The following is a 24,922-nucleotide window of genomic DNA, read 5'->3' on the forward strand; positions in this document are numbered from 1 at the left end:
CGTATCTTTCCAAACATTTTTGGAAGGAACGAACCTTTTGGAGTGACGGATGTTTCGCTTGTTCCATTGGAAATGTCAGCAAAGAAACGATTCAAACATACATGCAAGAACAAGGATGAAAACCGTAGGATTACATCCACGAACCTAAAGGTATCGTAGTTTTACGCCCACAAATATAAAGAGTGTTACAGACATATTTGAAAAAGCGAAGCCGTATGAAGCGGATCTGCAATTAAAAGAGGCCGAATATACGGTAACCATAAAGAAAGCGGAAAATATGAAGCTTTCCTTCCCGCCAAAAATCCAAAATGCCCTAGGTATGAAGGAGAGTGTCGCCGTAAAGGGAGAATCTGTCAAGAACGATTATAAAGAATATGAAATTCACTTTAAAGTACCTATGAATCATCTGTCTACCTCTGAGCTACAGGCTATTGAAATGTACTATGAAGGATATGATTTATTGATTTTGGGTGATGCGCAGCATCCGGCCGGAACTTTCCATAATATTATTCAAATAGTAAAAGAGCACGGCGCCAAAATGGATTTGGAAAGATAAAGTCAAACTTCCATTGGGTTTTTATGGCTTTCCCCGCTTAAACTTCTTTGAATACGCTGAGTTTTGAAGTAGGGTCTTACGCGGGATAAACAGAAATCAAGACTTGGTATCTAACCAAGTCTTGATTTGTATTTCCGGACAATTAACGATCCAATGACAAAAGCCAATCCAAGAGAAAGCCAAAAGCCGGCAGAAGAAAGCGAGCGCTCTGTATCATATTGCAGCCACTCAATTGATAATACATGACCGATGGAATACAAAATAATAATAGCGGCACAAAAAGAAAGTAGTCCTATAATAAAAGAATGTATTTTCATGATATCACCTCCAGACTTATTCTTTATTATTGGTTAATGCTGGATAAAAAATAGGCGGATTAGAAAATTTTTTTCATAATATCTTATCTGTATGTTCTACTTTCATGCAGTTCATAAGAAATATGCCGAAATATGAAGAAAAAAGCTGTCGAAATTACAAGGGCGATTGTTAAAGGGAATCCCTCCTGATTATAGAATGTTACATGTATGAAACGTGGTGGAAATAAATGTAACAATCATCATGTGCAAAATCGCATATAAGAGAGGGAGATTTACGGTGAAAAAGGCAGGGATTGTTCTAGCGGTTTTAGCAGCAATGGCAGCATCTTTTTTTCTAATGACAAAATTATTTCTCTACTATGCAAATCGGCCATTAGGCGGGGCAGCTGTGTTCAAAACGGAAAAGGTAAAGGAAACAAAAGAAGTACTACAATTCATACATAAGTCGCATGAAAGCTTTAACAGCTTTTTAAACTATGGAAAAGCGGAAAAGTATACAGAAGGGGATTGGAAGCAATTAAGGAAATGGTTTGGGGAACAGGAACAAGGTTTAAAGACAATTGATCAAAAAGCAGTGAATGCAAAAATCAAGAAGGATTTAAAGAGAAGCTACGAAATCACAAAGCTTGGCATAGATACAGGGAATATCCAGTATGTGATACTCGGTCATCGCGTGTACCATGACCTGGATATACTTACGAACGGATATAGCGAAGAAACGAATATATGGGGCTGCACTGAATTCGGAAACGGACAGCATGTAAAGGAGCTGGAGGAAGAAATAAAAAAGAATAAGAAGGGATAGGGCATACAAAAATGTATGTCTTTTTTTACTGGATAGGAAAAGTCCGCAACAGTACTTCCCGTTACTTTCCTTCTTTTGAAAGCCATAATGCTCGCAGTATATGACAAATAAAAGAGCAGATCTGTTTATATAAGTCTAATGAGATTTTTCACAAATCCATCATGTTTATAGTGATTACAATCACAATAAAGAAATTTCGTATCTTTTATAATAAAGCATGTAAAGAACAAACAGGGGTGGAGATAGAAATGACACAAAGTACAGTGTTAAGTAAAAAAACAATTGAAATCGTAAAAGCGACTATTCCCTTGCTTCAAGAACGCGGTACGGATATTACAAAACGTTTTTATCAAATTATGTTTACAGAGCATCCGGAGCTATTAAATATTTTCAACCATGCCAATCAAAAGCAAGGCAGACAGCAGCAGGCATTGGCGAGCGCTGTTTATGCAGCTGCCGTTCATATTGAGAATTTGGAAGCGATTGTGCCCGTTGTAAAGCAGATTGGACATAAGCATCGCAGCTTAGGTATTAAAGGAGAGCATTATCCAATCGTAGGGAAATGCTTGCTGCAAGCTATCAAAGAAGTTGCAAATGCACCGCAGGAAGTGCTGGATGCATGGGCGGAAGCATACGGCATAATTGCGGATGTATTTATCCAAGTAGAGGCTGACATGTATAAAGAGGCGGAAGAAAAAGACTGGAAGGATTTCCGCAGATTTACTGTTGTGAAGAAAGTGATAGAAAGCAGCGTCATTACTTCGTTCTACTTAAAGCCGGAAGACGGCAAGGAGCTTTCCACTTTCGAACCTGGTCAATATGTAACTGTTAAAGTGAATATTGAGGGAGAGCAGTATACTCACAATCGTCAGTACAGCTTATCAGATGCACCAGGAAAGGATTATTACCGCATCAGCGTAAAACGCGAGAGCGGTATGAATGAAACGCCGGCAGGCATCGTTTCTAATTATCTTCATAATTACGTAGAAGAAGGAAGTGTTCTGGAGCTTAGCGCGCCTGCAGGAGATTTCGTGCTGAACCAGGAGTCGAAATTGCCGGTTGTATTAATAAGCGGCGGTGTAGGCATCACGCCGATGATGAGTATGCTCCGTACATTAGAGTATAATTCGAACCGAGAAGTGTATTTCATTCACGGAGCGCTTAATAGCGAAGTGCATGCCTTAAAAGCAGAAGCACAAGAGATTGCAGAGAAAGCAGAACACGTACAAGTGTATACATGTTATTCACAGCCGACAGAGGAAGACCGCCAAAATAAAAATTATGATAAGGAAGGCTTTATTGATTTAGCGTGGCTACAGTCTATTACTTCCAATGAAGCGGAGTTTTACTTCTGCGGACCTATTCCGTTCATGAAACATATGAATGGTATGCTGAAAGAATGGGGCGTTGCGCCAGAACGCATTCACTTTGAATTCTTTGGTCCTGCAGCGTCGATAGAATAAATAAAAAAGCAGGAAAGAGGCTAAATCTTTCCTGCTTTTTTTTGTTCGCGGAGAATGCGATTTACTGTTTCGCGCCGTAATCCAATTAGCTGGGCGATCTCGGTTTGCGTTAATATATCGTATATAGGCATATCGCCTGCATAAGCAGTAAACCATTGCTGCAGACGTTCGACTCGTTCTTTTGGCGAAACGGCGGTAAGCTGATCGATTCTTTGCTGCATCATGCGCAGCTTTGTCTGCAGCTGCAAGGCCACTTCCGCATACGCTTCAGGATTGACGCGAAGACGCTCGTACCAAACGGAAGACGGGATTGTCTCCGCTTCTGTTTTTATAAGCGCAATTGCTGTTCCGTGATATTCTTTCGGAGAAATTAATGAATGATGCGGAATGGTTTCCCCTGGAACGATGATATTAAACAAAAAAGGAGTGCCGTCCTCCTGAAGGCGTACGACCTTTAATAAACCGCTCTTAATGAAATATAGAGGACCTTCCTCGCCTTGCCGAAATAAAATTTCCCCTTTATGTAAAATCAATATAAGCACCTCAGATGAAGTTTCACTTTACCGCGCTTAACCGTCCGTAGCATAGAAGTATGTACAGGAAGAGGAACGGACGGTAAGAGCCCGATTGGTTCAACTAACTTCTGTCGGGAAAAGCATCCGCCAGAAGAAGTTTCACTTTATTTTTTTTGTCCTCTTTGCTAGTATACTGTTTAGTGTGCATTACTGCAATTGCAGAATTAGGGGGATCGCTATGTTTGAGAGAAGTTTGGTAGAAGCGAAAATTCCGGCTGGTGCTGTCATTCGTGTAGAGGAGATGAAGGGCGGCGTTGTCTTGTCTGTGGAGATAGAAGGACAAGTTATTTACACGATGGCATATGATGAGGAAACCGACAGCTACGGTGAGCTGTATGATCGAAACGATAAGCGGGCGCAGCAGGTTCACGATGATTTAATGGGCTGGAAGTTGCTGCATTAGAAGGTGCCGGATAGCGGCATCTTTTTTTTGCATGAGAAACTTTAAGCGCGGCAATGCTTCCAATTCTTTTCCTTCTTTTGAAATCCATGATGCTCGCAATACACGATACACAAAAGACAACCTGCATGCTTAGTCAAAAGACATAGTCGAGGGCGGCTTAAAGGCTTTGACGTTACGATACTTGTGCGCTCTATGCCCGCCTGACGCAGCGCGGGTTTTATCGTGCTAAGCTTTTCATATTTGACTCTGCACCAATTGCCAATTGCGCGTTTCTTAAATGTATTTTTATTGTAAGAACGTTGTAATCTTTCTTTAACCTATTTTCTGCTTCTTTCGTATATCATATAGGAAGAGCTACAAGAATGGGGGAAAATGATGATACGCAGATGGTGTGCTTCTAATGTGGTGTTAATGTGTATTTTTCTCATGGTTCTGACGATGTTTGGGTCATTTTTATATAGATGTGTACACTAAAAAGCGCATTCTCGCATAGAACGCGCTTTTTTGTTAAAAGGATTTGATAATCATCCGAAAGCCTGCGATGATTAATGTAAGACGAAGAATTGTAACGACCGCACTGCCGCTCAGCTTTGTATTAATGAAAGCACCTAATCTTCCCCCGAACCATGCGCCTGGGATTAATATGAGAGCATACAGCCAATCCACATTCCCGAGAGAAATATGGGTAACGGAGCTTACTGCAGCTGATAAAAATACGAGAAACATGGAGGTAGCCACTGCGATATGCGGTGGAAAGGCAAACAGCAAAATCATGGCGGGAACGAGCAAAGAACCGCCGCCAATGCCGAACAGACCTGAAATAAAGCCGACTGCGAATGATATAAGAATAGCAGGAAGAGGCTGAAAGCCGTACGTGAATGATTCGCCTTCCGGGGTAATGAATGTATTTCTTATCCTCGCTTTTTCTGAAAGAGGGAGAGGTTTCAGTTTGTTTTTTACCATAAGCAATATGGCAACTGAAATCATAAATAATCCGAAATACAGAGAAAAGGAATCCGGATTTAAAAATTTATTGGCCCATGATCCGATGATGCTGCCAGGACCGCTGCCTGCAAATAGAATAAGACCGACTTTGTAATCCACTCGCTTATGCTTCACATACGTCAGAGTAGAAGACAGACCGGTGAATACGACGGTTACCATAGAGGTTCCTACCGCCAGTTGCGGAGAAATGCTTTGCAATGTTGAAACCGCGCCCAGTCCTATTAAGAGAGGGACGATAATAATTCCTCCTCCGAGGCCGACAAGGCTGCCGATTGTGCCGGCCAACAATCCGACAAACAGTAATAATAGGTATTCCAAGTGTAAACATCTCCTCGCATAGCTCATACACGTATTATACACCTTTTTAGTTAAGGGGGATATAAATTCAGAAAAATGAAAAAACCACCCTCTGCACGGGTGGTTTTTATTAGAAGATTAAGTTCAATACAAAGTATATCAAACTTGCTAAGGTTGCTGAAATCGGCAAAGTAATAAACCACGTTATTATCATGCGTTTAGCTGTTCCCCATTTTACTCCCTTTACTCGGTGGGCTGAGCCTACACCAAGAATAGCGGAGGAAATGACGTGTGTTGTACTTACCGGCAAATGAATGTAGGAAGCACCGAAAATGATGGCTGCGCCTGTTAAGTCTGCCGCTACCCCGTTAACGGGACGAATTTTCATGATTTGGCCGCCCACGGTTTTAATGATTTTCCAGCCTCCCACAGAAGTACCGATCCCCATTGAGATTGCACAGGATACCTGTACCCAGAACGGGATGTCGGTAGTTGTGAGATAGTTATTGGCAATGAGCGCCATAGTAATGATCCCCATAGCTTTTTGAGCGTCATTTGTACCGTGCGTATAAGATTGTAAAGCTGCAGTTGCAATTTGTAAATAACGAAATCGTTTATTTGTTTTTGTTAGATTTAAATCTTTCAAAAAGACTTTAAAAATGCTGTATATAATGTATCCTACTACAAATGCAAGGACAGGAGAGATAATGAGAGCTTCAAAAATCTTAATAAAACCTTTATAATTTAATGCTCCAAACCCAGCAGCCGCAATGCCTGCTCCAGCAATTGCGCCGATAATAGCGTGAGAGGAGCTGCTTGGAATACCGTAATACCAAGTAACTAAGTTCCATACAATTGCGGCAATTAATGCTGCTAAAATAACGAGAGCACCGTTTTCAAGTTTAAACGGATCTATGATATCTTTTGTAATAGTTTTGGCAACACCAGTGAACGTCATCGCACCGACAAAGTTCATAATAGCTGCCAAAATAATAGCTTGACGAGGCTTTAAAGCCTTTGTAGAAACGGATGTTGCGATAGCATTTGCCGTGTCATGAAAGCCGTTGATAAAGTCGAAGGCTAAAGCGCCGATAACAACTAAAACTGTTAAAAGTAGCATTGTGTCCATCGTTCTGTAATTGCTCCTTATTATGCATTTTTCATGATAATTGTTTCTAGAACGTTTGCCACACCTTGACAGCTATCGGCAATTTCTTCTAAGTTTTCATAAATTTCTTTGTACTGAATAATTTTAATCGGATCTTTCTCCGTGGAGAATAGATGTTTAATAGAATGTCTTCGAATCTCGTCACAAGTGGATTCATGATCCTTAATTTTAATTGCGTTTGTTCGAATATCGAGAAGCTTTTTATTAGACATAAGCTCTATAGATTCCGCGATTTCAATTGCGCAAGCATGGAGTTCATCCACAAACTTAATCATGTACTCATCTGCCTTTGTAACAGAGTACATTTCAAATAAAGCAGCACAGTGCTCAAGGCCGTCCAATACATCATCCATGCTCATTGCAAGCTGGAGAATGTCTTCACGCTCAATCGGCGTGATGAATGCTTTGTTAAGCTCCATGATAATTTCATGGATGTACGTGTCGCCTTTTGTTTCGTATTCCTTCATGCGCATGGAAAACTCTTTTAAATCACTTGCATTTTTGATCTTATAATCCGCGAAAAATTGAGCACTTTCTTTTAAGTTCACTGATACATGAGAAAGCATTTCAGAAAACTTATCTTTTTTACTTTTGAAAACCATATTTTTTTTACCTCCACCAAAAAGTAATTATGTAAAGTACGTTGGCTTATTAATATTATCAAAAACTTGTCGAAAATTAAAATATTTTATCGTAATCTTTACAAAAACTTAACATTTTAAATGTTGTTAAATTATAAAGTTAACCAATAATTTACACTTAATTTTCTTTTTATATAAATGCAACTAAAAAAATCGACATAAAAACTTTTCTTTTAGGGGAGAGAGCGCATCTGACTAAGCGTAGAAGCGGTCAAACCCTTTTCGTGGCCCATGCAGGGAGAGAGAGGGAGCGAGCGCAGTTTCCCTTTTGTTCTACGTGGCAAACGATAGATCTGTCGGAATAACAAAGTGGACTTATATAGTATATACATGCTTAAGATGATTATGAACTGCTGGAAGGCAAACGAGAAAAAAAAGAGCTATCCCTAGAGGTAGCTCAACTTCATGGGCAGTGCACTGTTTTAATGTGAGAAAGGTGAACGTGTATTGTTTCGTTGCGTGCTACGACCAGCTCTACAAAATTGTTTTGAATGCTGACCAGTTTTCCGATTTTCATGTGCTGGTGTCCTAAATCAAACACGACAATTTTATCTATAAACTTTTTCAGCTGCTCTTCAAAGGTACGGGCGAGAGGTACGTTTGAAGGCTGAAGAGGCAGCTCTTGCTTCGTTAAATGGTATGGTGTTTGCTGCTCCGGATAAGGAATAATCCATTTTACGTGCTGAAAAGGAATATATATTGTTTTATAAACCGGAGAGTAAAACACAAAATAATTGTTCATGATATGAATCACATAGCCGTGCATGGTTTGATTGCTTACTGCAAAAATCTCAGTAAATAGCCCTTTAGAATTTTGTAAAATTTTTCTAAAAGAGAGAGAAGACGAGTCTGAGGCGATCGGGTGATCCTCTGAAGTGATCGGGTGATCCTCTGAAGTGATCTTTATAAGATTTACTACATCCTCCGGAATTGTCGGGGCAATGCGCTGAATATGGAGAAGAGGAAGGTACACATAGTCTTTTCCATTATATAAAACCAGTAGATCGGACCCTATCTCCAGCAATATGCCGTAAATAGCAATCTCGCCTGATAAAGTGACAGTGATTGGGTTTCTAAGATATGATTTATTCATAACATCTCCCTTCTTTTACGAAAGACGTTTGCAGTTGCAAGGTTTTAACAGCCATACGCTATTTAGATCATTAGATGAGGATAGAGGCAGATTAGTAGCCTTTGTAGTAGTTACGGCGCTTTTCGCTTGTTCTACGGCCGTAATCTTTTTCACATTTGTCACGCTTGTAGTAATAGTCTTTTTCATGGCTGTAGTCCTTTTCATATTTGTCATGCTCATAGCCGTTGTATCCATGCCCATTGTCTTTTCCTTGTTTATTGCCAGAATCTTTGCTGTTGTCTTTTTCGTTTGTATTTTTATTTTCGTTTTGAGAATTGGATGCATCATTTCCGTTTTCATTATTATTATTATCATTTTGGTTGCTATAATCCCAGGAAAAGCATTTAACATGGAATAGAGGGATATAGGTTTCTTTGTCATCTACTATAAGAATGATATGGTCCTTAATGCGTCCGCCTACAATACCCTTGACTTTGTGAGGCCCCTTACGGTTGATTTGAATTTCTTTTCCTTTTAAACGGTCAATCAGAGCTGTAAACCGTTGTCCGGGAACAAGAATTACTTTCTCCTCGTTCTTATTATTGTTGTTATTCTTGTTATTGTTATTATTCTTGTTATTGTTATTATTCTTATTATTGGCATTGTTATTGTTCTTATTACCGTTTCCTTGATTGCCCTCCTTATTTTCACCGTTTTCTTGATTACCTTCTTCTTCATCTTCATCTGCCTGCGCATAGCTTTTAATATGATGCATTTGGTAATAGAAGATGCCATCATCAGTCTGCAGGGCACAAAAATCTGTACCTACCTTTAACAGTGTTCCTTCTCCATCCTCTATCTCCATTTCTGAACCAACTAGTGACTTCATGTTTTTTATCAAGCCTTTTGCTTGATTGTTAGGATGATAATACAACACAAATTCCTCCTTAAGGTGATCTTTTAAATTAGTGTCCCTATATGGTATTCACCATCACAGGACAAGATATAGGATACTTGACTAAATTTTAAAAAATGGACGCAAAAAAAGCACTCTCACGTAAGGGAGTGCGGAGCATATCAGTTATTGAATTGGATGATGAAATCTTGTTTCTTAGGCATGTGCAATTCTTTCTGACCCAGAGACGTGTACGCTATCGAAATTGTTCCTTTGCTAATTGGTTCATATGGCATCGCTTCTTCTTCTTCATATAATCCGCTGTTTGGATTATGAACAGTCAGTTCTATGGAATCAATGTTTTTAAGAGCGTATTGTTTTTTAATATGATCAGCAATTTGAGAAAGCGCGTCATATGAGGAGGCTTCTGTGACAACCATTCCTTTTATAATGCGCTTTTCCTTAGTATTGGACGAAGAAAGCGGCACAAGCAAGGGTTCCGTGCCGATTAACTGATACGAAACAGAGGAAGGGAGCGTTTGAGCAGATGCTTTCGGCTTATTATAATCTCCTATAATTGCTATAAAGCTGGCGAAAAGTGCAAATGCAATGAATAGACGAACAGAGGATACTCGTTTCATTCTGCAAAATCCCTCTTTTCATGTATGATATTTATATGATGTATCATACATGAAAAGAGTTAACGCAAAATGAAGATAAGGTAAAGAATCGTAAAATGTACCTTATAGAGTAGACACTTAAAAAAGTCTACCTATAGGGCACTTTTTTGTATAATTAAGAAAAACACAGGGATTGGGGAAGATTATGAGTAAAAAGGAAACGTCTGTAAATGCAGCGGTTTCGACAAATATGAGTCTGTTTGGTAAAATAAAGAAAAAATGATAAAGGAATGTGCTGGTATGATTTTAATTGGTTTAACAGGCTGGGGAGACCACGATTCTCTTTACCCTGATAAGCAAGCAAGTAAGAATAAGCTGCAAACATACAGCCGCCACTTTCCCATTGTAGAAATTGATAGTTCTTTTTATGCAATGCAGCCTGCACGTAATTATGCAAAATGGATAGAGGAAACCCCTGAGGATTTTTCCTTTGTTGTCAAGGCTTATCAGGGGATGACAGGACATATGCGGGGAGAAATTCCGTTTGAAAGCCCGGATGAAATGTTTGCAGCATTTAAGCAGTCCATTGTGCTCTTGTTAGAAGCCGGAAAGCTTAAAACGGTTTTATTTCAATACCCTCCTTGGTTTAATTGTCAAAAAAAGAATGTGGATATGCTTTTATATACGAAGGAAAAGATGGGAGACATTCCGTGTGCGATAGAGTTTCGAAATCAAACATGGTTTGAACCGCATATGCAAGAAAAAACGCTATCGTTCATGAGGAGGGCGAACTGGATCCATACGATTTGCGATGAACCGCAAGCGGGAATCGGATCTGTGCCGGCTGTATTGCAGCCGACTCATCCTGAACTTACGCTCGTTCGATTGCATGGAAGAAATGTACACGGGTGGATAAATAACGGGCAATCCCATTGGCGGGCTGTCCGTTGTTTATACCGTTATAATGAAGCTGAATTAAAAGAATGGGCAAATCGCATACAAGAACTGCATAAGAGCACGAAAGAGGTTTGTGTGCTGTTCAACAACAACTCCGGCGGTGATGCGGCTGATAATGCAAAGCAGCTTATGGATATATTGCATATTGATTACGGAGAGGAAGGGCCGGAGCAAATGCAGTTATTTTAGTAAACAAAAGAAAAAGGCTGTACAAACAGGGGGAATGTACAGCCTTGTTTCTTGTATAAAGATAGAGGGGTAAAACTTTAGTTACTTGTTGTATTGTTGGCTTCATAATAAATGATAATGGTTATCATTATCATTGTCAATGGTTTTTCACAAAAAAATTGAAATCGGGGGAGAGGGATGAAAGAGAAGGTCATTCGGGATGTCATGACAGAGATGCTGAAAACAAAAAAGTGCACCTTTGTACAACTGTTTGGGCACCTCATTGATAAAGGATTGGCAGAAGATACGCGAGAGGATCGAAAGTTGGTCGTTTCAATTATGAGAGATATTGAAATAAACGGACAAAAAGGTGCGCTTTTTGTTTGTCCGTTACAACAAAACAAGGAACAGCATTAATGCTGTTCCTTGTTTGCATAGTAATCGTTTAAATCAAAAGGTGTAATTTCGCGAATGAATTCTCGGGAAATCAAAACTTGGATTAACGTACTTTCCGTAATAGAAACCCCTTGTTTCTTTTTATAGCTTTGTTGAAGAAGCTCTAGTTTTTCTGCTATATCCTTCGGTAATTCAATTGTTACTGCCGTCTTATTCAATTTCATCCCCTCCGTCCATAGCGTACCATTAAATGATGTAAAATGGTATCAGAATATGACGGAAAGAGAGAAATAGTATGTGTTTTTTAAGCAATTCCGATATACTTTAACGTCTTAGACGGCGTACTGTGATCAAAGAAGTGCTGTAAAAAGGCAATATCAACACCGGACTTATAAGCGCAGTAGCCCCAAGTCTTGCGGAGCGTGTGAGAACTTACTCCGTCTAAACCGGCTTCCTTAGCCGCTTTATTTAAGATAAACCAAGCGTGCTGCCGTGTGATTGATCCTGTTCCTTTTTGAGACCTCAATAAATACTCGTTGCATCGATACGATTTTCGTTCATTCATATACTCTGTAATGGCTGTTTTAAGCTCGCGATTTACAGCAAACCATTTATGTTTTTTTGTTTTTTCATTGCAGAATAAAATAGAATGCCGCACTTGTCCTTCTTCGTCAAGCACATCCCCTACCTTCAGTTGAAGGATTTCACTCACTTTTAAACCTGAATTTACAGCTAAGGCAAATAATAAAGCATCACGCTTAGACGATTGCAGAAGCAGATGTTTCATTTGTTGTAATTGCGTTTGATTTTGGATGGGTTGTCCTACTGGTTTCATTCCTCTTCACTCTCCTCTTATTCAAATCTATAAGGAAAGAAATAACACTTACAAATATAGCGAGGAGGTGTGTATTTCATGTGAAGTTCCCGTGAAGTTATAATAAACTATTCCATTTCATTTGCTTTTGGCAGGAAGAAACAAAAGACAACGCCGTCTTCCTCATTTCGTACGCCGTACGAAGCACCGTGCAAATCTAAAATGTTTTTAACAATGGATAAACCTAAACCAGTGCCCCCCGTATGGCGGCTTCTTGAAGCATCCAGTCTGTAGAACCTGTCCCAAATCTTATCCAGGCTTTCTTCAGGGATAGGTTCTCCCGTATTTCTGATGGACACTTTTATTTGTTCATTTTCTTCGGATGCCGTGATGATAATATGTTTTTCTGCAGGCGTATACCGGATAGCGTTGCTTAATAAATTGACAACGACTTGTTCAATTCGATTGCGGTTTGCTTCGACGATCAAATTCGATTCTGTCTGTATGTGAACCTGCAGCTGCTTTTCTTCAATGCTGAACAACAGCTTTGTGTATACTTGATGAATCAATGTATCTATAGCAAAAGGACTCATCTGAAGCTTGTAGGTGCCGGATTCTAGCTTCGCAAGCTCAAGCATTTCTACAATCAGGGTATTCATCTTGTCCGCTTCTTCCAAAATGACGTCCGTATAATAATCGGTATTTTTGCTTACTCCGTCCTTGATTCCTTCCGCAAAGCTGCGAATTACGCTCAGAGGCGTTTTCAATTCATGGGAAACGCCGGAAATAAAATCTTTTCGAGTACGCTCCAATTGCCGTTCCCGCTCTACATCTTCCTGCAGCTTTTGGTTTGCGATATGAAGCTGCTCGATGCGATCCTTTAAATTGACAGACAACGTGTTGATGCTTTCTGATAAACTGCCGATTTCATCGTTGGAAGAAAAGGAGAGCTTCTCCGAAAAATCAAAATTTGCCATTCGTTTCGTAACTTGGTTCACTTTAATAAGAGGCTTAGCAATGATTTTCGAATAGTAGAATGATAATAAAATAATAACAACAAATACAATCATGAGCGCATAGACATAATAGTCTTTTAAAACGAGCATGGCTTCATTGACCGGCTGAAGCGATGTCATGGCAAACACAAACTCCGTCTCGCCTTTTTGTACAACGGGTTTTACAAAAAGTTGATTTAATCCCTTTTTCTCGTCACCGAACGTAAACGTTGTTAAAGCTTTGGGGTCTATATCACCGAGAAGCACAGACAGCTCCCAGCGCTGCACGCCTTGGATTAAGGTATCCATATTATTTACAACTTGTAAATCAGCTTGAGAAGGCAGGGTCTGTTTCGTTACTTGTCCATTCAAGCGCATGACAAAATTGCCAGAGGCAGAATCATCTTTTAAATCCTCCCAGTGAATGCCGGATTCCTTTAAATCATCCATAATGTTATCATTTGTCCATACGTCGCCGTGAGAGTTTTTAATTAAAATCGGAATGATCGTATCCTTTTTTCGAATGCCTTCTACATATATTTGCTCGTTATCTTGAATACCAAGCTTCATAAAAGAGGAATATTCCTCGCCTTTTAAGATATTGTTTAAAGGAATATTAAATGTTTTATTCCCATTAGTTTGCTGTATTTCCATATAATAGTTATTGGCGTCCTTAATGACGCCATTCCGATCAAGCAGAATGAGCTGCGCATTCGTTTGATCAAAAAAGCGCTGCTTGAGCTTTTTTACAGAATCAAAGCTTTGATCGCTCTTTGAATAATCATTTACGAATGTTTCAAATGCTTGCTGGACATTGTGAACTTTTTTGTTGATGTAGAATTTTTCTAAAAACAGCGACTGACCTAAGAAAAACAAGAGAAAGGTAATAGTAAATAGGCCGGTTGTCAGTAAAAATAACTTCATTACAATGCTGCGTGTTTTCACAAATGCACCTCTGTATATAAATCATATTTTCTTTATTATAACAAATAGAAAAGACAATACATAAATAAAGGATACATTGCAGGATGAGAAAACATGTCTTATGAAGGAGAAAATAAAGGGAGGAAAGTCGTAAAAAAAGGAACTTGACAGACGTATGACAAGTTCCTGTTCAAAAAATTATTGAATTGCTGTATCCAGTGCAATTTGAATCATATCATTAAATGTAGTTTGGCGTTCTTCCGCAGTTGTTTCTTCGCCTGTAAAGATATGATCGCTCACTGTAAGAACAGAAAGAGCATTTACGCCGTGCTTCGCTGCGATTGTATAAAGAGCAGTTGTTTCCATCTCCACTGCTAATACGCCGTATTCGCCTAATTTTTTAACCATATCCATGCTTTCGCGATAGAACACATCTGCAGTCAAGACGTTTCCTACACGAAGGCTTAAGCCTTTTTCCACTCCTGCATCATAGGCTTTTTTCAGTAAATTAAAGTTTGCGCACGGCGCAAAATCAAAGCCTGGGAATGCAAGACGGTTGACGTTGGAATCTGTACAAGCAGTCATGGCAAGAATCACATCGCGCACTTTTACATCCTTTTGAATTGCTCCGCATGTTCCTACGCGAATTAAATTTTTAACGCCATAGCTTTGAATGAGCTCGTTTACGTAGATGGATATGGAAGGAACCCCCATTCCTGTTCCTTGTACAGATACGCGTTTTCCTTTATATGTTCCAGTAAAACCGAGCATTCCGCGTACGTTGTTATAGCATTCTGCTCCTTCAAGAAACGTTTCTGCAATATATTTAGCGCGTAAAGGATCACCTGGAAGCAGAATTGTCTCGGCAATATCGCCTTGCTTAGCTCCGATATGAATACTCATACTATACCTCCTAATTTTCGTTCGTATGTATTGCATCCTCATGGTGCAATAAGAATTATATAACAGTACGCCTGAAAAAGAATAGCAAAACCTTCAATTTCTGAATCTGTTTTAGTATAGGCAAATGCAGAGCAATCTATTTTCTTGGCGTTTATTTCTTTTTTACTTTAGATTACACATATTCTTCCATTTTTGAACATTTGGCAAAAAACGTGCTCCTCTGGTTTCGCTGCGGTTTAGTATAGTTTGATACGATTTTATTAACCAGGAGATGAGATAATTGATGGCAAAAATAGGACAGGGGAGCGTTGAGGTTCAGCTTCTGTTACATGCATCCAATGCCGGGGAAGAAATCAAAGGAGATATTTACTTATATAAATGCAACTAAAAAAATCGACATAAAAACGTTTCTTTTAGGGGGAGAGATCATCCGACTAAGCATAGAAGCGGTCAAACCCTTTTCGTGGCCCATGCAGGGAGAGAGAGGGAGCCCACTTTCCCTTTTGTTCTACCTGGCAAACGATAGCTATGTCGGAATAACAAAGTGGACTTATATAGAAGACGGAACTGCAGGCCAAACGATTCAAGACGGTATTGTCGAATGAATGGCAAGGCAAAGGGAACACTATTTCCTATAGAGGGCCGTATTGCAGTCATACCTGCTGCAAGCAGTTTTTTATTAGAGGCAAATACAATTGTTTCAACAGGGAATGGAGCAGACGCAATTATATACGAGTGAATAAAAAAACCGTCTTTTTATAGTGAGGAGAGATCATCCGGCGACGTGCAGAAGCGGTCAAACCTTTGTAGTGGTTCGTGCAAGGGTAAACCAGAGAGAAGAAGCATACAATACTCCCTTTTGGTTGCACATCGCACATGTGTCGAAATTATAATTCACTCATATATAGATGTTTACAAAAAATAAAATCATTCCATACTAGAGAAGGAGAATGAGATGAAGGCGCAAGCAAATGAAAGGGATAATATTTTACAGACACAGGCTGCCATTGAAGATGCGAAGAAAAGCTATAAAAAAGAAGTGATTCATGAAGAAACAGTAGATGTCAGCCCTGTAACGACAGTGAGCAGAACAGGAGAGGTAGCTCCGGGGGCGCTGGGCGGGTTATCATTTGACGAGTTAACAGGCCGAGATTTAGTAGGAGAAGAAAGTCCTGTTCGCCGCTGGCCAGATAAGGAAAAGTAAAGAAGGGAGCATAGTGGAAATGGACAAACAATCATTTATTGTAGCGCACATTACAGATGATCTGCATGTGAAACTTAAACAGGTAGAAGAAGAGTTTGAACAAAAACTCGGGAAACGTGTTGCTCTTGTTGCATACGAAGCTGAGGAGCAGAGATAAAAGGCGAGGAAGCTAATAGAGGATAGTCAGTTCAATTCAAGAACTGACTATCCTCTATTTTTATATGTGTTGGCATGATAAACTTGTGATGATTTTGACTAATAACAAATTATAGTCTTAAGTTAATCTTAGTGAACAAAGTGTTGTAAACTAATTTAAATATGCTGCACTTAGTTTTTTTGGGGAGGGAAACATTATGATACATATACTTGTTGCTGAGGACGACGCTCATATTCGAGAGCTCTTGCGATATTATTTGCAAAAAGAAGGGTACGTGCTGTTTGAAGCGGAAGATGGACAGATGGCATCAAATATTCTAGAGCGGGAGCATATTCATTTGGCTGTTGTAGATATTATGATGCCGAATAAAAATGGGTACGAATTATGCGAAGAAATTCGTAAGTATTATGATTTGCCTGTAATTATTTTGACTGCAAAAGATCAACTCTTAGATAAAGAAAGAGGTTTTTCTGCAGGAACAGATGATTATTTAGTAAAGCCGTTCGAGCCAAAGGAATTGTTGTTTCGCATCAAAGCTTTACTGCGCCGTTATCAAATCGTCAGCTCAGAAAATATTGTGCTAAAACATACAATTATTGACCGAAAAAGCTATGAGGTAAGGTGTAATGAGAAGACTGTTATGCTACCTTTAAAGGAATTTGAGCTATTGGCTCAGCTCGCCAGTTATCCCGGACGAACGTTTACCCGCGAACAACTCATTGAACTGATATGGGGTCCGAGCTTTGAAGGGGATGCCAGAACTATAGATGTACACATCAAAAGGTTAAGAGAACGCTTTTCTAAACGTACAGATGATTTTGTTATTACAACAGTTCGAGGAATGGGATACAAATTAGAGGTGAAGTGAGTATGCGGACTTTGTATTTGCAATTTGTTGTTACGAGTATTTGTATCATGATTATGAGCAGTATCATTGCGTTTGGAGTTTCAAATGCCTATTATCAAATATATTTAAAGCCGTTTAACGATCAAAAAATTACAAAGATGGCGAAGGAGACCGCTTCATTTTATGAAAAATCGCCCCAAAATATTGATGAATACATGAAGCATGCGGCGAGCTTGGGATACCAAATTTATTTGGCGGACGGATACAAGAAAGGAACATTTTACGGGAGTCCATTTCATGATACAAAATTGAATGATAAGGTTATTTCCTCCGTATTGAACGGTCATGAGTACCATGGAATTTTACAGTTCCCCAAGAAATGGTTTATTACGGGATTTTTTGATGACGTATTGGCGAATACGATTGGTGTGCCAATTCAGGCAGGAAAAACGCGATATGCAATGTTTATAAGGCCTGACATTGAACAACAATTTGGGGAAATGCGTATTTTCTTCGCGCAACTATTAATGTTTACTATATGTTTTAGTATAATTTTGATTTTTATTGGAACAAGGTATGTTGTAAAGCCGATTCGTATGTTGACGAAAGCCACGAAAAAGATTGCAGAAGGCAATTATAATATTAGATTAGATGTAGATAGAAGAGACGAGATTGGAACACTTTCAAAAAACTTTTCTAGGATGGCCGAAAGTTTAGAAAGATTGGAAGAAATGAGACAAGAATTTGTTTCTAATGTATCTCATGAAATTCAATCTCCTTTAGCATCAATTCAAGGATTTTCGCAGGCATTACGGTCAAAGCAGGTAACAGAACAACAATATGATCATTATTTATCTATTATCGAAGAAGAAAGCCGAAGACTGTCTCTCCTTAGCAAGCAATTGTTGATGTTGGCCTCATTGGATAAAGAGAAGGACATATGGGAGAAAACAAAATTTGATCTTGCTGATCAAATGAAACAAGTGCTGTCTGCTACGGAATGGCATTGGCGTGAAAAAGATTTAGCAATGGATATCAATTTGCCTTCGACGGAGATTCAGGGTGATAAACGATTGCTGCATCAAGTATGGATGAATCTAATTTATAACAGTATTAAGTTTACGGAAGCGGGAGGAACTATTTTTATTTCCTTGCATAATGAAGATCAAAAACACGTTCATGTTATTGTAGCAGATACTGGAGTTGGAATTTCAGAAGAAGATTTGCCTCATATTTTTGACCGATATTATAAAGCAGATAAATCGCGGAAGCGGGAAGAGAGCGGAAGCGGTTTAGGACTTTCCATTGTGAAAAAAATTATAGAACTGCATCAGGGGACTATGACAGTGGAAAGCGAAGAAGGAAAAGGAACGCGTTTTGAAGTTATCTTGCCTTATATGTAACCTGTTGTTCATCTGTTGTTCATGTTTCTTTTTTATTATATAAACCAGGCAAGAGAGAAATGTTGAAAGATACGTCACTCTCTTTGCAAGAAAAAAGAAGGAACGGGGATGATTCAACATGTTTCTGGCTTTACGCGAGTTGAAATATGCCAAAGGCCGCTACTTGTTAATTGGTTTAATTATGGTTCTTGTAGCGTGGTTAACTTTTATAGTGTCCGGATTAGCTAACGGACTTTCGTTAGATAATGCATCTGTTTTGAAGAGTATGAATGCTGATTACTTTGTATTTCAAGCGGATGCGGAACATAAGCTTACACGGTCTGTTTTGTCTACAGAGAAACTCGATGAGGTTCAAAAACTAGATGGAGTAACGAAAGCAGAACCTCTTTCTCAAACGATGATGTCTGTGTCGCGGAATCATTCAGAAAAGAAGCTGGACATTACTATTTTTGCTATTGAACAAGATAGTATGCTTATGCCAAAAGTTATTAAAGGAAAGGCTATGAACAATGCCCATAAGAATGAAGTGGTAGTTGATGCTTCTCTTAAGGAAAAAGGGATTGAAGTAGGCGATCTCTTAAAAAATAATGAAACCGGAACAGAAATGAAAGTTGTCGGGTTTACAAAAGGGCAGATGTTCAGCCATACGCCAGTTGTATATATGGACATGGAAAATTGGAAAGAAATGATGAAATCATTCGGGAAACAATCCCCCTTTTACAATGCGATTGTTTTACAAACAAAGGGTGATGTAAAAGACTCCTTGCAAAAGAATGTTTCTGATATAGAAGTTGTTACGAAAGAACAGGCTGTTCAAGGTATACCCGGATACAAAGAGGAACAAGGATCACTGACGATGATGATTGCTTTCTTAGTCGTGATTGCAGCATTTGTTCAAGCTGTATTCTTTTATGTCATCACTTTGCAAAAAATAAACCAGTTCGGCGTTTTGAAAGCTATCGGAGCAAACACTTCCTATCTCGCCTGGAATTTAATTGCGCAGGTGCTTCTCTTAGCTGTCGCAGCTGTTGCCATAAGCATAGGACTCACCTACGGCGTAAGTGCTATGCTCCCTGCTAGCATGCCGTTCCAATTAGGTGCAAATGTATTGGCACAATATGCAGGTCTGCTCGTTATGGTTTCGGTAATCGGCTCGTTATTATCCTTGAACCGTATAGCAAAAGTAGATGCTATTGAAGCTATTGGGAGGGTCGAATGATGGTTGAAAAGTTAGTTCTTGAAAATGTAAACAAAGTCTATGGAGAAGGAGAGGCAGCCGTTGTGGCATTAAACAATGCTTCGTTGCGTGTGAAAGAAGGAGAGTTTGTAGCAGTCGTCGGTCCATCCGGTTCCGGAAAAAGCACATTTCTATCCATTGCGGGCGCTTTGCTCTCTCCCTCTAGCGGACGTATCTTGATCAACAACAGAGACATAACGAATCTTTCTGCGCGCGAAATGGGCTATGTGCGGCTTGAAAATTTGGGATTCATATTCCAAGCATCCAATCTCGTTCCGTATTTGACAGTCTTGGAGCAACTGTTATTGGTTTCTAAATTAGGCGCGCATAGCGGGAAGAAAGCTGAACAAAAGGCAAAAGAATTGCTAGAACAAGTAGGTTTGCTTCATCGGCTCAACCATTATCCGGAAAAGCTTTCTGGCGGCGAGCGTCAAAGAGCTGCAATTGCCCGGGCTTTCATGAACAATCCAGAAGTTATTCTGGCTGATGAACCGACCGCAAGCCTAGACTCTAAGCGAGGCAGAGCTATAGTAGAGATGATAGCTGATGAAGTCAAGTCGAGAGGAAAAGCTGCTGTAATGGTTACACATGACGAACGTGTATTAGATTTATGCGATCGAATTGTAACAATAAAAGATGGCGCACTTTATGAAAAGCAGGAGAATTGTGCGTTTCGGAGCTGAAGAGTCTGCTGCGTATTGGATAGCGGTAAAGTAGTACAATTGTTACTCATGATAAGAAAAGCATGGTTTTCCATGCTTTTCTTATCATCTTTAATTGACAATGATTCTCATTATTGCTAAAGTGAAAGAAGAGATAAAACGAAAGCGGGGACGAGTGACGTGTGGAATCAGTATCGAGTATATGAAGAAGCCGGGCGAACAGGCATTCATTTATCGGGAAAAGCATTTATGACACGTACATTTTCCGATGTAGGACTGCTGGCAATACGCGATGTATTCCAAGCGCCTGATTTGAAGGTGACGGCTTCTTTATTTATAAAACGCTACTGCGCATACATAGGAATCCTTGAAGGCATGAGCAGACGAAATATCGGATTATCATTATCTTTGTCCGATTTGTCATTTGTTTGTTCAGAAACAACTGTTGCAGTATACACACCCGTTTTCCCCGTAAAAGAATGTCCAAGAGAAGAACGCGGGATATGGAGAGAGCGCTTTCTAACAGGGCTTTTTCGAGATCATGTAGCGATAATGATCGATGCGCTTGCCAGAGAAACGAAATTGTCCGCGTCTATCATGTGGGGGCATGTTGCATTTTATGTGCATGTGATGTACCGCAAATGGATTCAAGAAGAAAAAAATGAAGCGGTGCGGGAAAGGCTCGTTGCGGATTTTCAATACTTGCTTGCAGCTCCTCCCGAGCTGTTTGGGTCCCAGATAAACAACCCGTTGCAAATGTCTTTTTGTAAAATGAAAACGGCAGACAAGGAAATTTTGCTTCGAAGAACGTGCTGCTTAAATTACAAGGCAGGTACAAAAGGGGCATGCTATACGTGTCCTCGTTTAACGGAACAAGAACGAATACAGCAGCTGCAGAAGTATGCGGCAAAAGCATAGACGCGCGTTTATGCTTTTTTTGTTATGAGAGTTTATAAATTGGGGGGTGGCTAACTCCGCCTGAGCAAGCCGGCTCCGTTTTTCTTTGTATTTGTCAGAATTGTGATACAATTGTAGTAAAAATTTCGGAGGAATGCTGATGAAGAAGAGTACGATTGGAATTATTATCGTATTTCTAGTTTTTCTGGCGGGATTTTATTTACAAAAGCACGGGTCTTTTTCGTTTGGGGCAAAAACAGCAAGCGTTGTGGACGATGCTCAAGTTTCTTGGGATGTAGAGACGGGAAAAACGAAAGGGGAGCAGAAGGTGACTTTTACGCTGCTGGATGAAAAAGGAGATCAGCTTCGCGGATTAAATGATCAGATACAAAATCAGATTCACGCGCTTGTAGTTGATGATACACTGGTACACTATGAAGATATTCAACCTACTTTTCTAGGGAAGGGGACATTTACCTTCTCGCACAAACTTGAAAAACCTCATACCATTTTTTTATTTTTAGAGGATGATCAAACGCGGGAACAGATTGCCAGAAAAGAAATAGCCGTAAAAGAAGAATCCAAAACAGACAAAAACAAACGAAAGCTTGCGTTGGACGCGCTTCTTACTACAAAAATAGGCCCATACGAAGCTTCGCTTATATTCAATGCACTGAAGCCTAAACGTCAAGAAAAGCTCACCTTCCAATTTCAAACGAAAGATGTCGTTCGCTTTCAATCTCCTTCAGGACAGCCATCCCGCTTATTGATTGTAGATGATCAAAAAAAGCATTTTCTGACGGCTGTGCCTGCACAGGGGAATTCATCCAATCAGCTTCAGTTCTCTCTTACATTTCCGGAAGAAGGCCACTATAAGCTGTGGGGAACGTTTTACATAAACGGAAAAGCATATGAAAAATCTTTTGTCGTTCAAGTTGTAAAGCAGTAAAGGCTCGGCCTTTACTGCTTTTTTTGTGTTCCGATTAAACGTGTCACAATCAGCATTGTAAATGGCAGGGAATTCGTTTTTCGGTATGCCAAGTATTTTCCGCTCCATATCGGTTTATATTTTTCTTTAAACTTTCGTAAACCGCTAAAGCTGTACATATAGCGAACGTTATTGAAAATAACTGCCGCGGCGCGCTCAGACCAAAACGCATGAGGGGAAATACCGACATTGGATAAGGGCGCCATCCCGATGTTGAAACATTCATAGCCTTCTTGTTTTGCCCACTCAAATAGGTGAAGCAGCATTGCATCCATAATGCCGCCCGGTCCATCTGGATGATACCGCATTAAGTCAATGGAAATGAGACCGGGCTGATAAACGGGCATGAGCGTAGTAAATGCGGTAATTTGCCCTTCTTTGTTTGTCAGCACGGCGACAGGTGCACGATTGATGTAATCATAATCGAAAAAGCCGAGTGAAAACCCTTTTTCTTTTTTTCCATTCAGCCAAGCATCAGATACGGTTTTCAGCTTTTCGTACAGATCTTCTGAAATAGGATTGGGATGAATTGAGAACACATAGCCTTCCCGCTCAAATCTGTGCATGGTCGCCCGGAGACCTGCACGTTTCTTTCCGGAAAGAGTAAACGTATTCAAATTCACAATAGCTTCTTCCCCCAATTTGAAGAAGTTATAGCCGAAGTCATGATACAATCCCATCCATTTGCTTTCAATTTGATAAAAAATGCAAAAGTAGCCGTATTGATCCGCCTCATGAAGAAATTCTGTAATAACTTTTGGAAAGGAAGCTGGATTTCCGCTCGGGTCGCCTAATACAACGAGCCGGTTGCCTGAACGAGCAAACTGAATAAGTGCTTCTCCGTCGCTGCTGAAGAAAAAGCGCTTATCTCCGAGAAAGCCGAGGTGGCTCAGTGCATGTCCTCCATGCTTCTCCAAAAAGTGCTGTAGTCCGGCTTTTGCCGCGGGCTGTCCCGGGAGGTTTGTTCGAGAGCGGTTAAGCAGCATCGCTCCCGCAAGGAAAAAGAGGGGCACAAAGCATGCGGTAAAAAGGGTGCTTCTTTGTACCTGCACTGCAGTCCGCACTACATAATACGGCTTCAGAATATTTTTCGTTTCCGATAACCATGTACCGAATGAATGATACATATATAACAGAATAAACAAAACGACAGCGGTCTTTCCTATATTTGCAAGGGTGAGCTCCATCCTTTCTCGTACAAAATGGTTACGCAGCGTATAAAAAATAGCAAGAATCCCTAATAAAAGAAAGCTTTCCTCTAAATCAATGCCTTTTAATGCATTAAATATCACGCCCCCTGCAAGAGCAAATAAAGTCATGTAAAAAGCTCGTTTTGTTCGATAATACACGCCCCTTGCCAATAAAATAAGAAGAATGCCGAATGACAGGGACAGACTGAATGAAAGCTGCACGAGCTGCTTCGGAACGAGTATGCGCAGCGCGTGAGCCCGTTCAAATGCTGTCGGAAATAAAACAGAGAGAACAATGATGCCGCCTGTTAAAGCCGTAAGTGCAGCTAAAGCCCACGAGCTAAGTCTGTTAAAGAAATTCCGCTGCAATGCCCAAATAACGCCGGTTGTTTCCAATGCAGGTGTAAAAATAGGCTTATCTTCCATTTTCTTCAAGGCGGCGCCCGTCATTTCAAATGCGGCAAATGCAAGGCCGAGCCCAAACGGAAAGATATAATAGACGAGACGATACAACAGAAGAGCAGATAAAGCAGTTTCTGTGCTTACTCCATACTCTTTCATGCCCATTAAAAAAATGAGATCAAAGGAACCGAGTCCGCCGGGAACGAGGCTGATCGTTCCGGCGATAGCCGATATGACATATACGCCCAGCGCTTGTCTGAAGCTTATTTCTACGCCTAATAAGGAAAGAATGATGTAAATTACGATACCCGCAGACAGCCACTCTCCAAGTGAAACGAGAGAATACAGAACAGCGGGTCCTGTTTTTTCTTCACTTTCATGTCTTTTTTTTCGTTTCAGCTTCGATGCCCCGATGTATAAAGGAACAAGTAAAGCAAAAGCGATTAAAGCAGGCCAAAGCCAAGGCTTCTCCTTCAATACGAAGCTCGTGTCTAAAATGCCAATCAAACCGAAAAAAGAAAGAAAAGACAGACCTGTAATAAAGGCTGTGGTCATCCAGGCGATATTTTGCATAAGAAAGCTGTTGTCTTTTGTATAAGGACGGTACAGCATAGCGCGTATACCGGCTCCCACAAGGCCGCCAAAGCCGAATATGCCGTTAAAGGAGTTGGCAATCCAAGATACACGAAATATCTTTTGGACGGGAATATCTGCTTTCATGAAACGAAGCATGAGAAAATCATAAAAAAACATAGTGGAAACCGCTAAAGCTCCCGCCAGGAGTGCAAGAAAAAATCCGCCCGTAGGAATATGCTTAATGACTTGCATGGCATCACGAAAAGACAGGGAGGCCAGTTCCTTACGAGCCTGAATTGCTACAATGACAAGTACAAAAATGGGAAGTGCGATTTTTCCGACACGCAGTATCCGTTTCCAAGCAAAAGGCATATCAATCATCTAC

At 40.1% G+C, this 24,922-nt stretch carries 28 protein-coding genes; 15 read left to right on the forward strand and 13 right to left on the reverse strand.

What is annotated here, in order from left to right; translation table 11 throughout:
* The coding region (locus tag H540_RS29355; RefSeq protein WP_034670696.1) for a transposase at positions 1–119 on the forward strand (119 nt) is incomplete at its 5' end.
* 158 nt (positions 120–277) lie between these two features.
* Positions 278–556, forward strand: coding sequence for a hypothetical protein (locus H540_RS29360; protein WP_051317049.1), 279 nt, complete (start codon positions 278–280; stop codon positions 554–556).
* A gap of 110 nt (positions 557–666) precedes the next feature.
* On the opposite strand, the gene H540_RS0109380 is transcribed toward H540_RS29360, so the two are convergent.
* Positions 667–873 (reverse strand): hypothetical protein, encoded by a 207-nt coding sequence (locus tag H540_RS0109380; protein WP_028400416.1) that lies wholly within the window; start codon positions 871–873, stop codon positions 667–669.
* Between the two features lie 277 nt (positions 874–1,150).
* On the opposite strand from H540_RS0109380, the gene H540_RS0109385 reads away from it, so the two are divergent.
* Complete coding sequence (locus H540_RS0109385) at positions 1,151–1,678, forward strand: hypothetical protein (protein ID WP_028400417.1); 528 nt, start codon at positions 1,151–1,153, stop codon at positions 1,676–1,678.
* Positions 1,679–1,941: 263 nt separating this feature from the next.
* Positions 1,942–3,141: an NO-inducible flavohemoprotein gene (hmpA, locus tag H540_RS0109390; RefSeq protein ID WP_028400418.1), complete on the forward strand. Its 1,200-nt coding sequence runs from the start codon at positions 1,942–1,944 to the stop codon at positions 3,139–3,141.
* A 20-nt stretch (positions 3,142–3,161) separates the two neighbouring features.
* On the opposite strand, the gene H540_RS0109395 is transcribed toward hmpA, so the two are convergent.
* Positions 3,162–3,674 carry a Crp/Fnr family transcriptional regulator gene (locus H540_RS0109395; protein WP_028400419.1) on the reverse strand — a complete coding sequence of 171 codons (513 nt, stop codon included), beginning with the start codon at positions 3,672–3,674 and terminating at the stop codon, positions 3,162–3,164.
* A gap of 220 nt (positions 3,675–3,894) precedes the next feature.
* On the opposite strand from H540_RS0109395, the gene H540_RS0109400 reads away from it, so the two are divergent.
* Positions 3,895–4,119: a hypothetical protein gene (locus tag H540_RS0109400; protein WP_028400420.1), complete on the forward strand. Its 225-nt coding sequence runs from the start codon at positions 3,895–3,897 to the stop codon at positions 4,117–4,119.
* 507 nt (positions 4,120–4,626) lie between these two features.
* Here H540_RS0109400 and H540_RS0109405 read toward each other — a convergent pair.
* The 6 genes from H540_RS0109405 to H540_RS0109430 all read right to left on the reverse strand — a co-directional run bounded on the left by H540_RS0109405 (position 4,627) and on the right by H540_RS0109430 (position 9,838).
* Positions 4,627–5,442, reverse strand: a complete 816-nt coding sequence (locus H540_RS0109405; RefSeq protein ID WP_028400421.1) for a sulfite exporter TauE/SafE family protein — start codon at positions 5,440–5,442, stop codon at positions 4,627–4,629.
* Between the two features lie 109 nt (positions 5,443–5,551).
* Entirely contained in the window at positions 5,552–6,550 is a 999-nt protein-coding gene (locus tag H540_RS0109410) for an inorganic phosphate transporter (RefSeq protein WP_028400422.1), read from the reverse strand.
* 20 nt (positions 6,551–6,570) lie between these two features.
* Positions 6,571–7,191: a DUF47 domain-containing protein gene (locus H540_RS0109415; protein ID WP_028400423.1), complete on the reverse strand. Its 621-nt coding sequence runs from the start codon at positions 7,189–7,191 to the stop codon at positions 6,571–6,573.
* Positions 7,192–7,633: 442 nt separating this feature from the next.
* The gene (locus tag H540_RS0109420; RefSeq protein ID WP_028400424.1) at positions 7,634–8,323 is read right to left on the reverse strand and encodes a hypothetical protein; all 690 of its coding nucleotides are present in this window, start codon (positions 8,321–8,323) and stop codon (positions 7,634–7,636) included.
* Positions 8,324–8,414: 91 nt separating this feature from the next.
* The gene (locus H540_RS31360) at positions 8,415–9,239 is read right to left on the reverse strand and encodes a hypothetical protein (RefSeq protein WP_155890992.1); all 825 of its coding nucleotides are present in this window, start codon (positions 9,237–9,239) and stop codon (positions 8,415–8,417) included.
* 140 nt (positions 9,240–9,379) lie between these two features.
* Positions 9,380–9,838 carry a hypothetical protein gene (locus H540_RS0109430; protein WP_028400426.1) on the reverse strand — a complete coding sequence of 153 codons (459 nt, stop codon included), beginning with the start codon at positions 9,836–9,838 and terminating at the stop codon, positions 9,380–9,382.
* A gap of 279 nt (positions 9,839–10,117) precedes the next feature.
* On the opposite strand from H540_RS0109430, the gene H540_RS0109435 reads away from it, so the two are divergent.
* Positions 10,118–10,963 (forward strand): DUF72 domain-containing protein, encoded by an 846-nt coding sequence (locus H540_RS0109435; RefSeq protein WP_028400427.1) that lies wholly within the window; start codon positions 10,118–10,120, stop codon positions 10,961–10,963.
* Between the two features lie 177 nt (positions 10,964–11,140).
* Positions 11,141–11,359 carry a hypothetical protein gene (locus tag H540_RS0109440; RefSeq protein WP_028400428.1) on the forward strand — a complete coding sequence of 73 codons (219 nt, stop codon included), beginning with the start codon at positions 11,141–11,143 and terminating at the stop codon, positions 11,357–11,359.
* On the opposite strand, the gene H540_RS0109445 is transcribed toward H540_RS0109440, so the two are convergent.
* The 4 genes from H540_RS0109445 to deoD form a co-directional block, all read right to left on the reverse strand.
* Positions 11,356–11,556, reverse strand: a complete 201-nt coding sequence (locus tag H540_RS0109445) for a DUF3924 family protein (RefSeq protein WP_245592205.1) — start codon at positions 11,554–11,556, stop codon at positions 11,356–11,358. The two genes, H540_RS0109440 and H540_RS0109445, sit on opposite strands and share 4 nt — an antisense overlap.
* Positions 11,557–11,642: 86 nt before the next feature.
* Positions 11,643–12,173, reverse strand: a complete 531-nt coding sequence (locus H540_RS0109450) for a tyrosine-type recombinase/integrase (protein ID WP_028400430.1) — start codon at positions 12,171–12,173, stop codon at positions 11,643–11,645.
* 107 nt (positions 12,174–12,280) lie between these two features.
* On the reverse strand, positions 12,281–14,092 hold the full coding sequence (locus H540_RS0109455; protein ID WP_028400431.1) for a sensor histidine kinase: 1,812 nt from the start codon (positions 14,090–14,092) through the stop codon (positions 12,281–12,283).
* Positions 14,093–14,269: 177 nt separating this feature from the next.
* Positions 14,270–14,974, reverse strand: coding sequence for a purine-nucleoside phosphorylase (deoD, locus tag H540_RS0109460; RefSeq protein ID WP_028400432.1), 705 nt, complete (start codon positions 14,972–14,974; stop codon positions 14,270–14,272).
* 955 nt (positions 14,975–15,929) lie between these two features.
* Here deoD and H540_RS0109475 point away from each other — a divergent pair.
* The 8 genes from H540_RS0109475 (at position 15,930) to H540_RS0109510 (ending at position 22,330) form a co-directional block, all read left to right on the forward strand.
* Positions 15,930–16,178: a hypothetical protein gene (locus H540_RS0109475; RefSeq protein ID WP_028400434.1), complete on the forward strand. Its 249-nt coding sequence runs from the start codon at positions 15,930–15,932 to the stop codon at positions 16,176–16,178.
* Between the two features lie 19 nt (positions 16,179–16,197).
* On the forward strand, positions 16,198–16,335 hold the full coding sequence (locus tag H540_RS33780; RefSeq protein ID WP_162144529.1) for a hypothetical protein: 138 nt from the start codon (positions 16,198–16,200) through the stop codon (positions 16,333–16,335).
* A gap of 196 nt (positions 16,336–16,531) precedes the next feature.
* Entirely contained in the window at positions 16,532–17,203 is a 672-nt protein-coding gene (locus H540_RS0109485; protein WP_028400435.1) for a response regulator transcription factor, read from the forward strand.
* A gap of 2 nt (positions 17,204–17,205) precedes the next feature.
* Positions 17,206–18,585 carry a sensor histidine kinase gene (locus tag H540_RS0109490; RefSeq protein WP_028400436.1) on the forward strand — a complete coding sequence of 460 codons (1,380 nt, stop codon included), beginning with the start codon at positions 17,206–17,208 and terminating at the stop codon, positions 18,583–18,585.
* A gap of 118 nt (positions 18,586–18,703) precedes the next feature.
* Positions 18,704–19,804 carry an ABC transporter permease gene (locus tag H540_RS0109495; protein ID WP_028400437.1) on the forward strand — a complete coding sequence of 367 codons (1,101 nt, stop codon included), beginning with the start codon at positions 18,704–18,706 and terminating at the stop codon, positions 19,802–19,804.
* Positions 19,801–20,505 carry an ABC transporter ATP-binding protein gene (locus tag H540_RS0109500; RefSeq protein WP_028400438.1) on the forward strand — a complete coding sequence of 235 codons (705 nt, stop codon included), beginning with the start codon at positions 19,801–19,803 and terminating at the stop codon, positions 20,503–20,505. The genes H540_RS0109495 and H540_RS0109500 overlap by 4 nt, the downstream gene beginning before the upstream one ends.
* Positions 20,506–20,664: 159 nt before the next feature.
* Positions 20,665–21,402 (forward strand): IucA/IucC family C-terminal-domain containing protein, encoded by a 738-nt coding sequence (locus H540_RS0109505; protein WP_028400439.1) that lies wholly within the window; start codon positions 20,665–20,667, stop codon positions 21,400–21,402.
* A gap of 139 nt (positions 21,403–21,541) precedes the next feature.
* Positions 21,542–22,330, forward strand: a complete 789-nt coding sequence (locus tag H540_RS0109510; protein WP_028400440.1) for a hypothetical protein — start codon at positions 21,542–21,544, stop codon at positions 22,328–22,330.
* A gap of 11 nt (positions 22,331–22,341) precedes the next feature.
* On the opposite strand, the gene mprF is transcribed toward H540_RS0109510, so the two are convergent.
* Complete coding sequence (mprF, locus tag H540_RS0109515) at positions 22,342–24,909, reverse strand: bifunctional lysylphosphatidylglycerol flippase/synthetase MprF (RefSeq protein WP_028400441.1); 2,568 nt, start codon at positions 24,907–24,909, stop codon at positions 22,342–22,344.
* Between the last annotated feature and the right edge of the window lie 13 nt (positions 24,910–24,922).

The sequence above is a fragment of the Ectobacillus panaciterrae DSM 19096 genome, assembly GCF_000430785.1.
Taxonomy (GTDB): Bacteria; Bacillota; Bacilli; order Bacillales; family Bacillaceae_G; genus Ectobacillus; species Ectobacillus panaciterrae.

Coding starts and splice junctions, on each gene's coding strand:
- H540_RS0109420 (WP_028400424.1), bottom strand. CDS start 8,323: ATGAATAAATCATATCTTAGAAACCCAATCACTGTCACTTTATCAGGC.
- H540_RS0109410 (WP_028400422.1), bottom strand. CDS start 6,550: ATGGACACAATGCTACTTTTAACAGTTTTAGTTGTTATCGGCGCTTTA.
- H540_RS0109485 (WP_028400435.1), top strand. CDS start 16,532: ATGATACATATACTTGTTGCTGAGGACGACGCTCATATTCGAGAGCTC.
- H540_RS0109430 (WP_028400426.1), bottom strand. CDS start 9,838: ATGAAACGAGTATCCTCTGTTCGTCTATTCATTGCATTTGCACTTTTC.
- H540_RS29360 (WP_051317049.1), top strand. CDS start 278: ATGAAGCTTTCCTTCCCGCCAAAAATCCAAAATGCCCTAGGTATGAAG.
- H540_RS0109510 (WP_028400440.1), top strand. CDS start 21,542: ATGAAGAAGAGTACGATTGGAATTATTATCGTATTTCTAGTTTTTCTG.
- H540_RS0109380 (WP_028400416.1), bottom strand. CDS start 873: ATGAAAATACATTCTTTTATTATAGGACTACTTTCTTTTTGTGCCGCT.
- H540_RS0109475 (WP_028400434.1), top strand. CDS start 15,930: ATGAAGGCGCAAGCAAATGAAAGGGATAATATTTTACAGACACAGGCT.
- H540_RS0109435 (WP_028400427.1), top strand. CDS start 10,118: ATGATTTTAATTGGTTTAACAGGCTGGGGAGACCACGATTCTCTTTAC.
- H540_RS0109490 (WP_028400436.1), top strand. CDS start 17,206: ATGCGGACTTTGTATTTGCAATTTGTTGTTACGAGTATTTGTATCATG.
- H540_RS0109415 (WP_028400423.1), bottom strand. CDS start 7,191: ATGGTTTTCAAAAGTAAAAAAGATAAGTTTTCTGAAATGCTTTCTCAT.
- H540_RS0109500 (WP_028400438.1), top strand. CDS start 19,801: ATGATGGTTGAAAAGTTAGTTCTTGAAAATGTAAACAAAGTCTATGGA.
- deoD (WP_028400432.1), bottom strand. CDS start 14,974: ATGAGTATTCATATCGGAGCTAAGCAAGGCGATATTGCCGAGACAATT.
- mprF (WP_028400441.1), bottom strand. CDS start 24,909: ATGCCTTTTGCTTGGAAACGGATACTGCGTGTCGGAAAAATCGCACTT.
- H540_RS0109440 (WP_028400428.1), top strand. CDS start 11,141: ATGAAAGAGAAGGTCATTCGGGATGTCATGACAGAGATGCTGAAAACA.
- H540_RS0109400 (WP_028400420.1), top strand. CDS start 3,895: ATGTTTGAGAGAAGTTTGGTAGAAGCGAAAATTCCGGCTGGTGCTGTC.
- H540_RS33780 (WP_162144529.1), top strand. CDS start 16,198: ATGGACAAACAATCATTTATTGTAGCGCACATTACAGATGATCTGCAT.
- H540_RS0109450 (WP_028400430.1), bottom strand. CDS start 12,173: ATGAAACCAGTAGGACAACCCATCCAAAATCAAACGCAATTACAACAA.
- H540_RS0109495 (WP_028400437.1), top strand. CDS start 18,704: ATGTTTCTGGCTTTACGCGAGTTGAAATATGCCAAAGGCCGCTACTTG.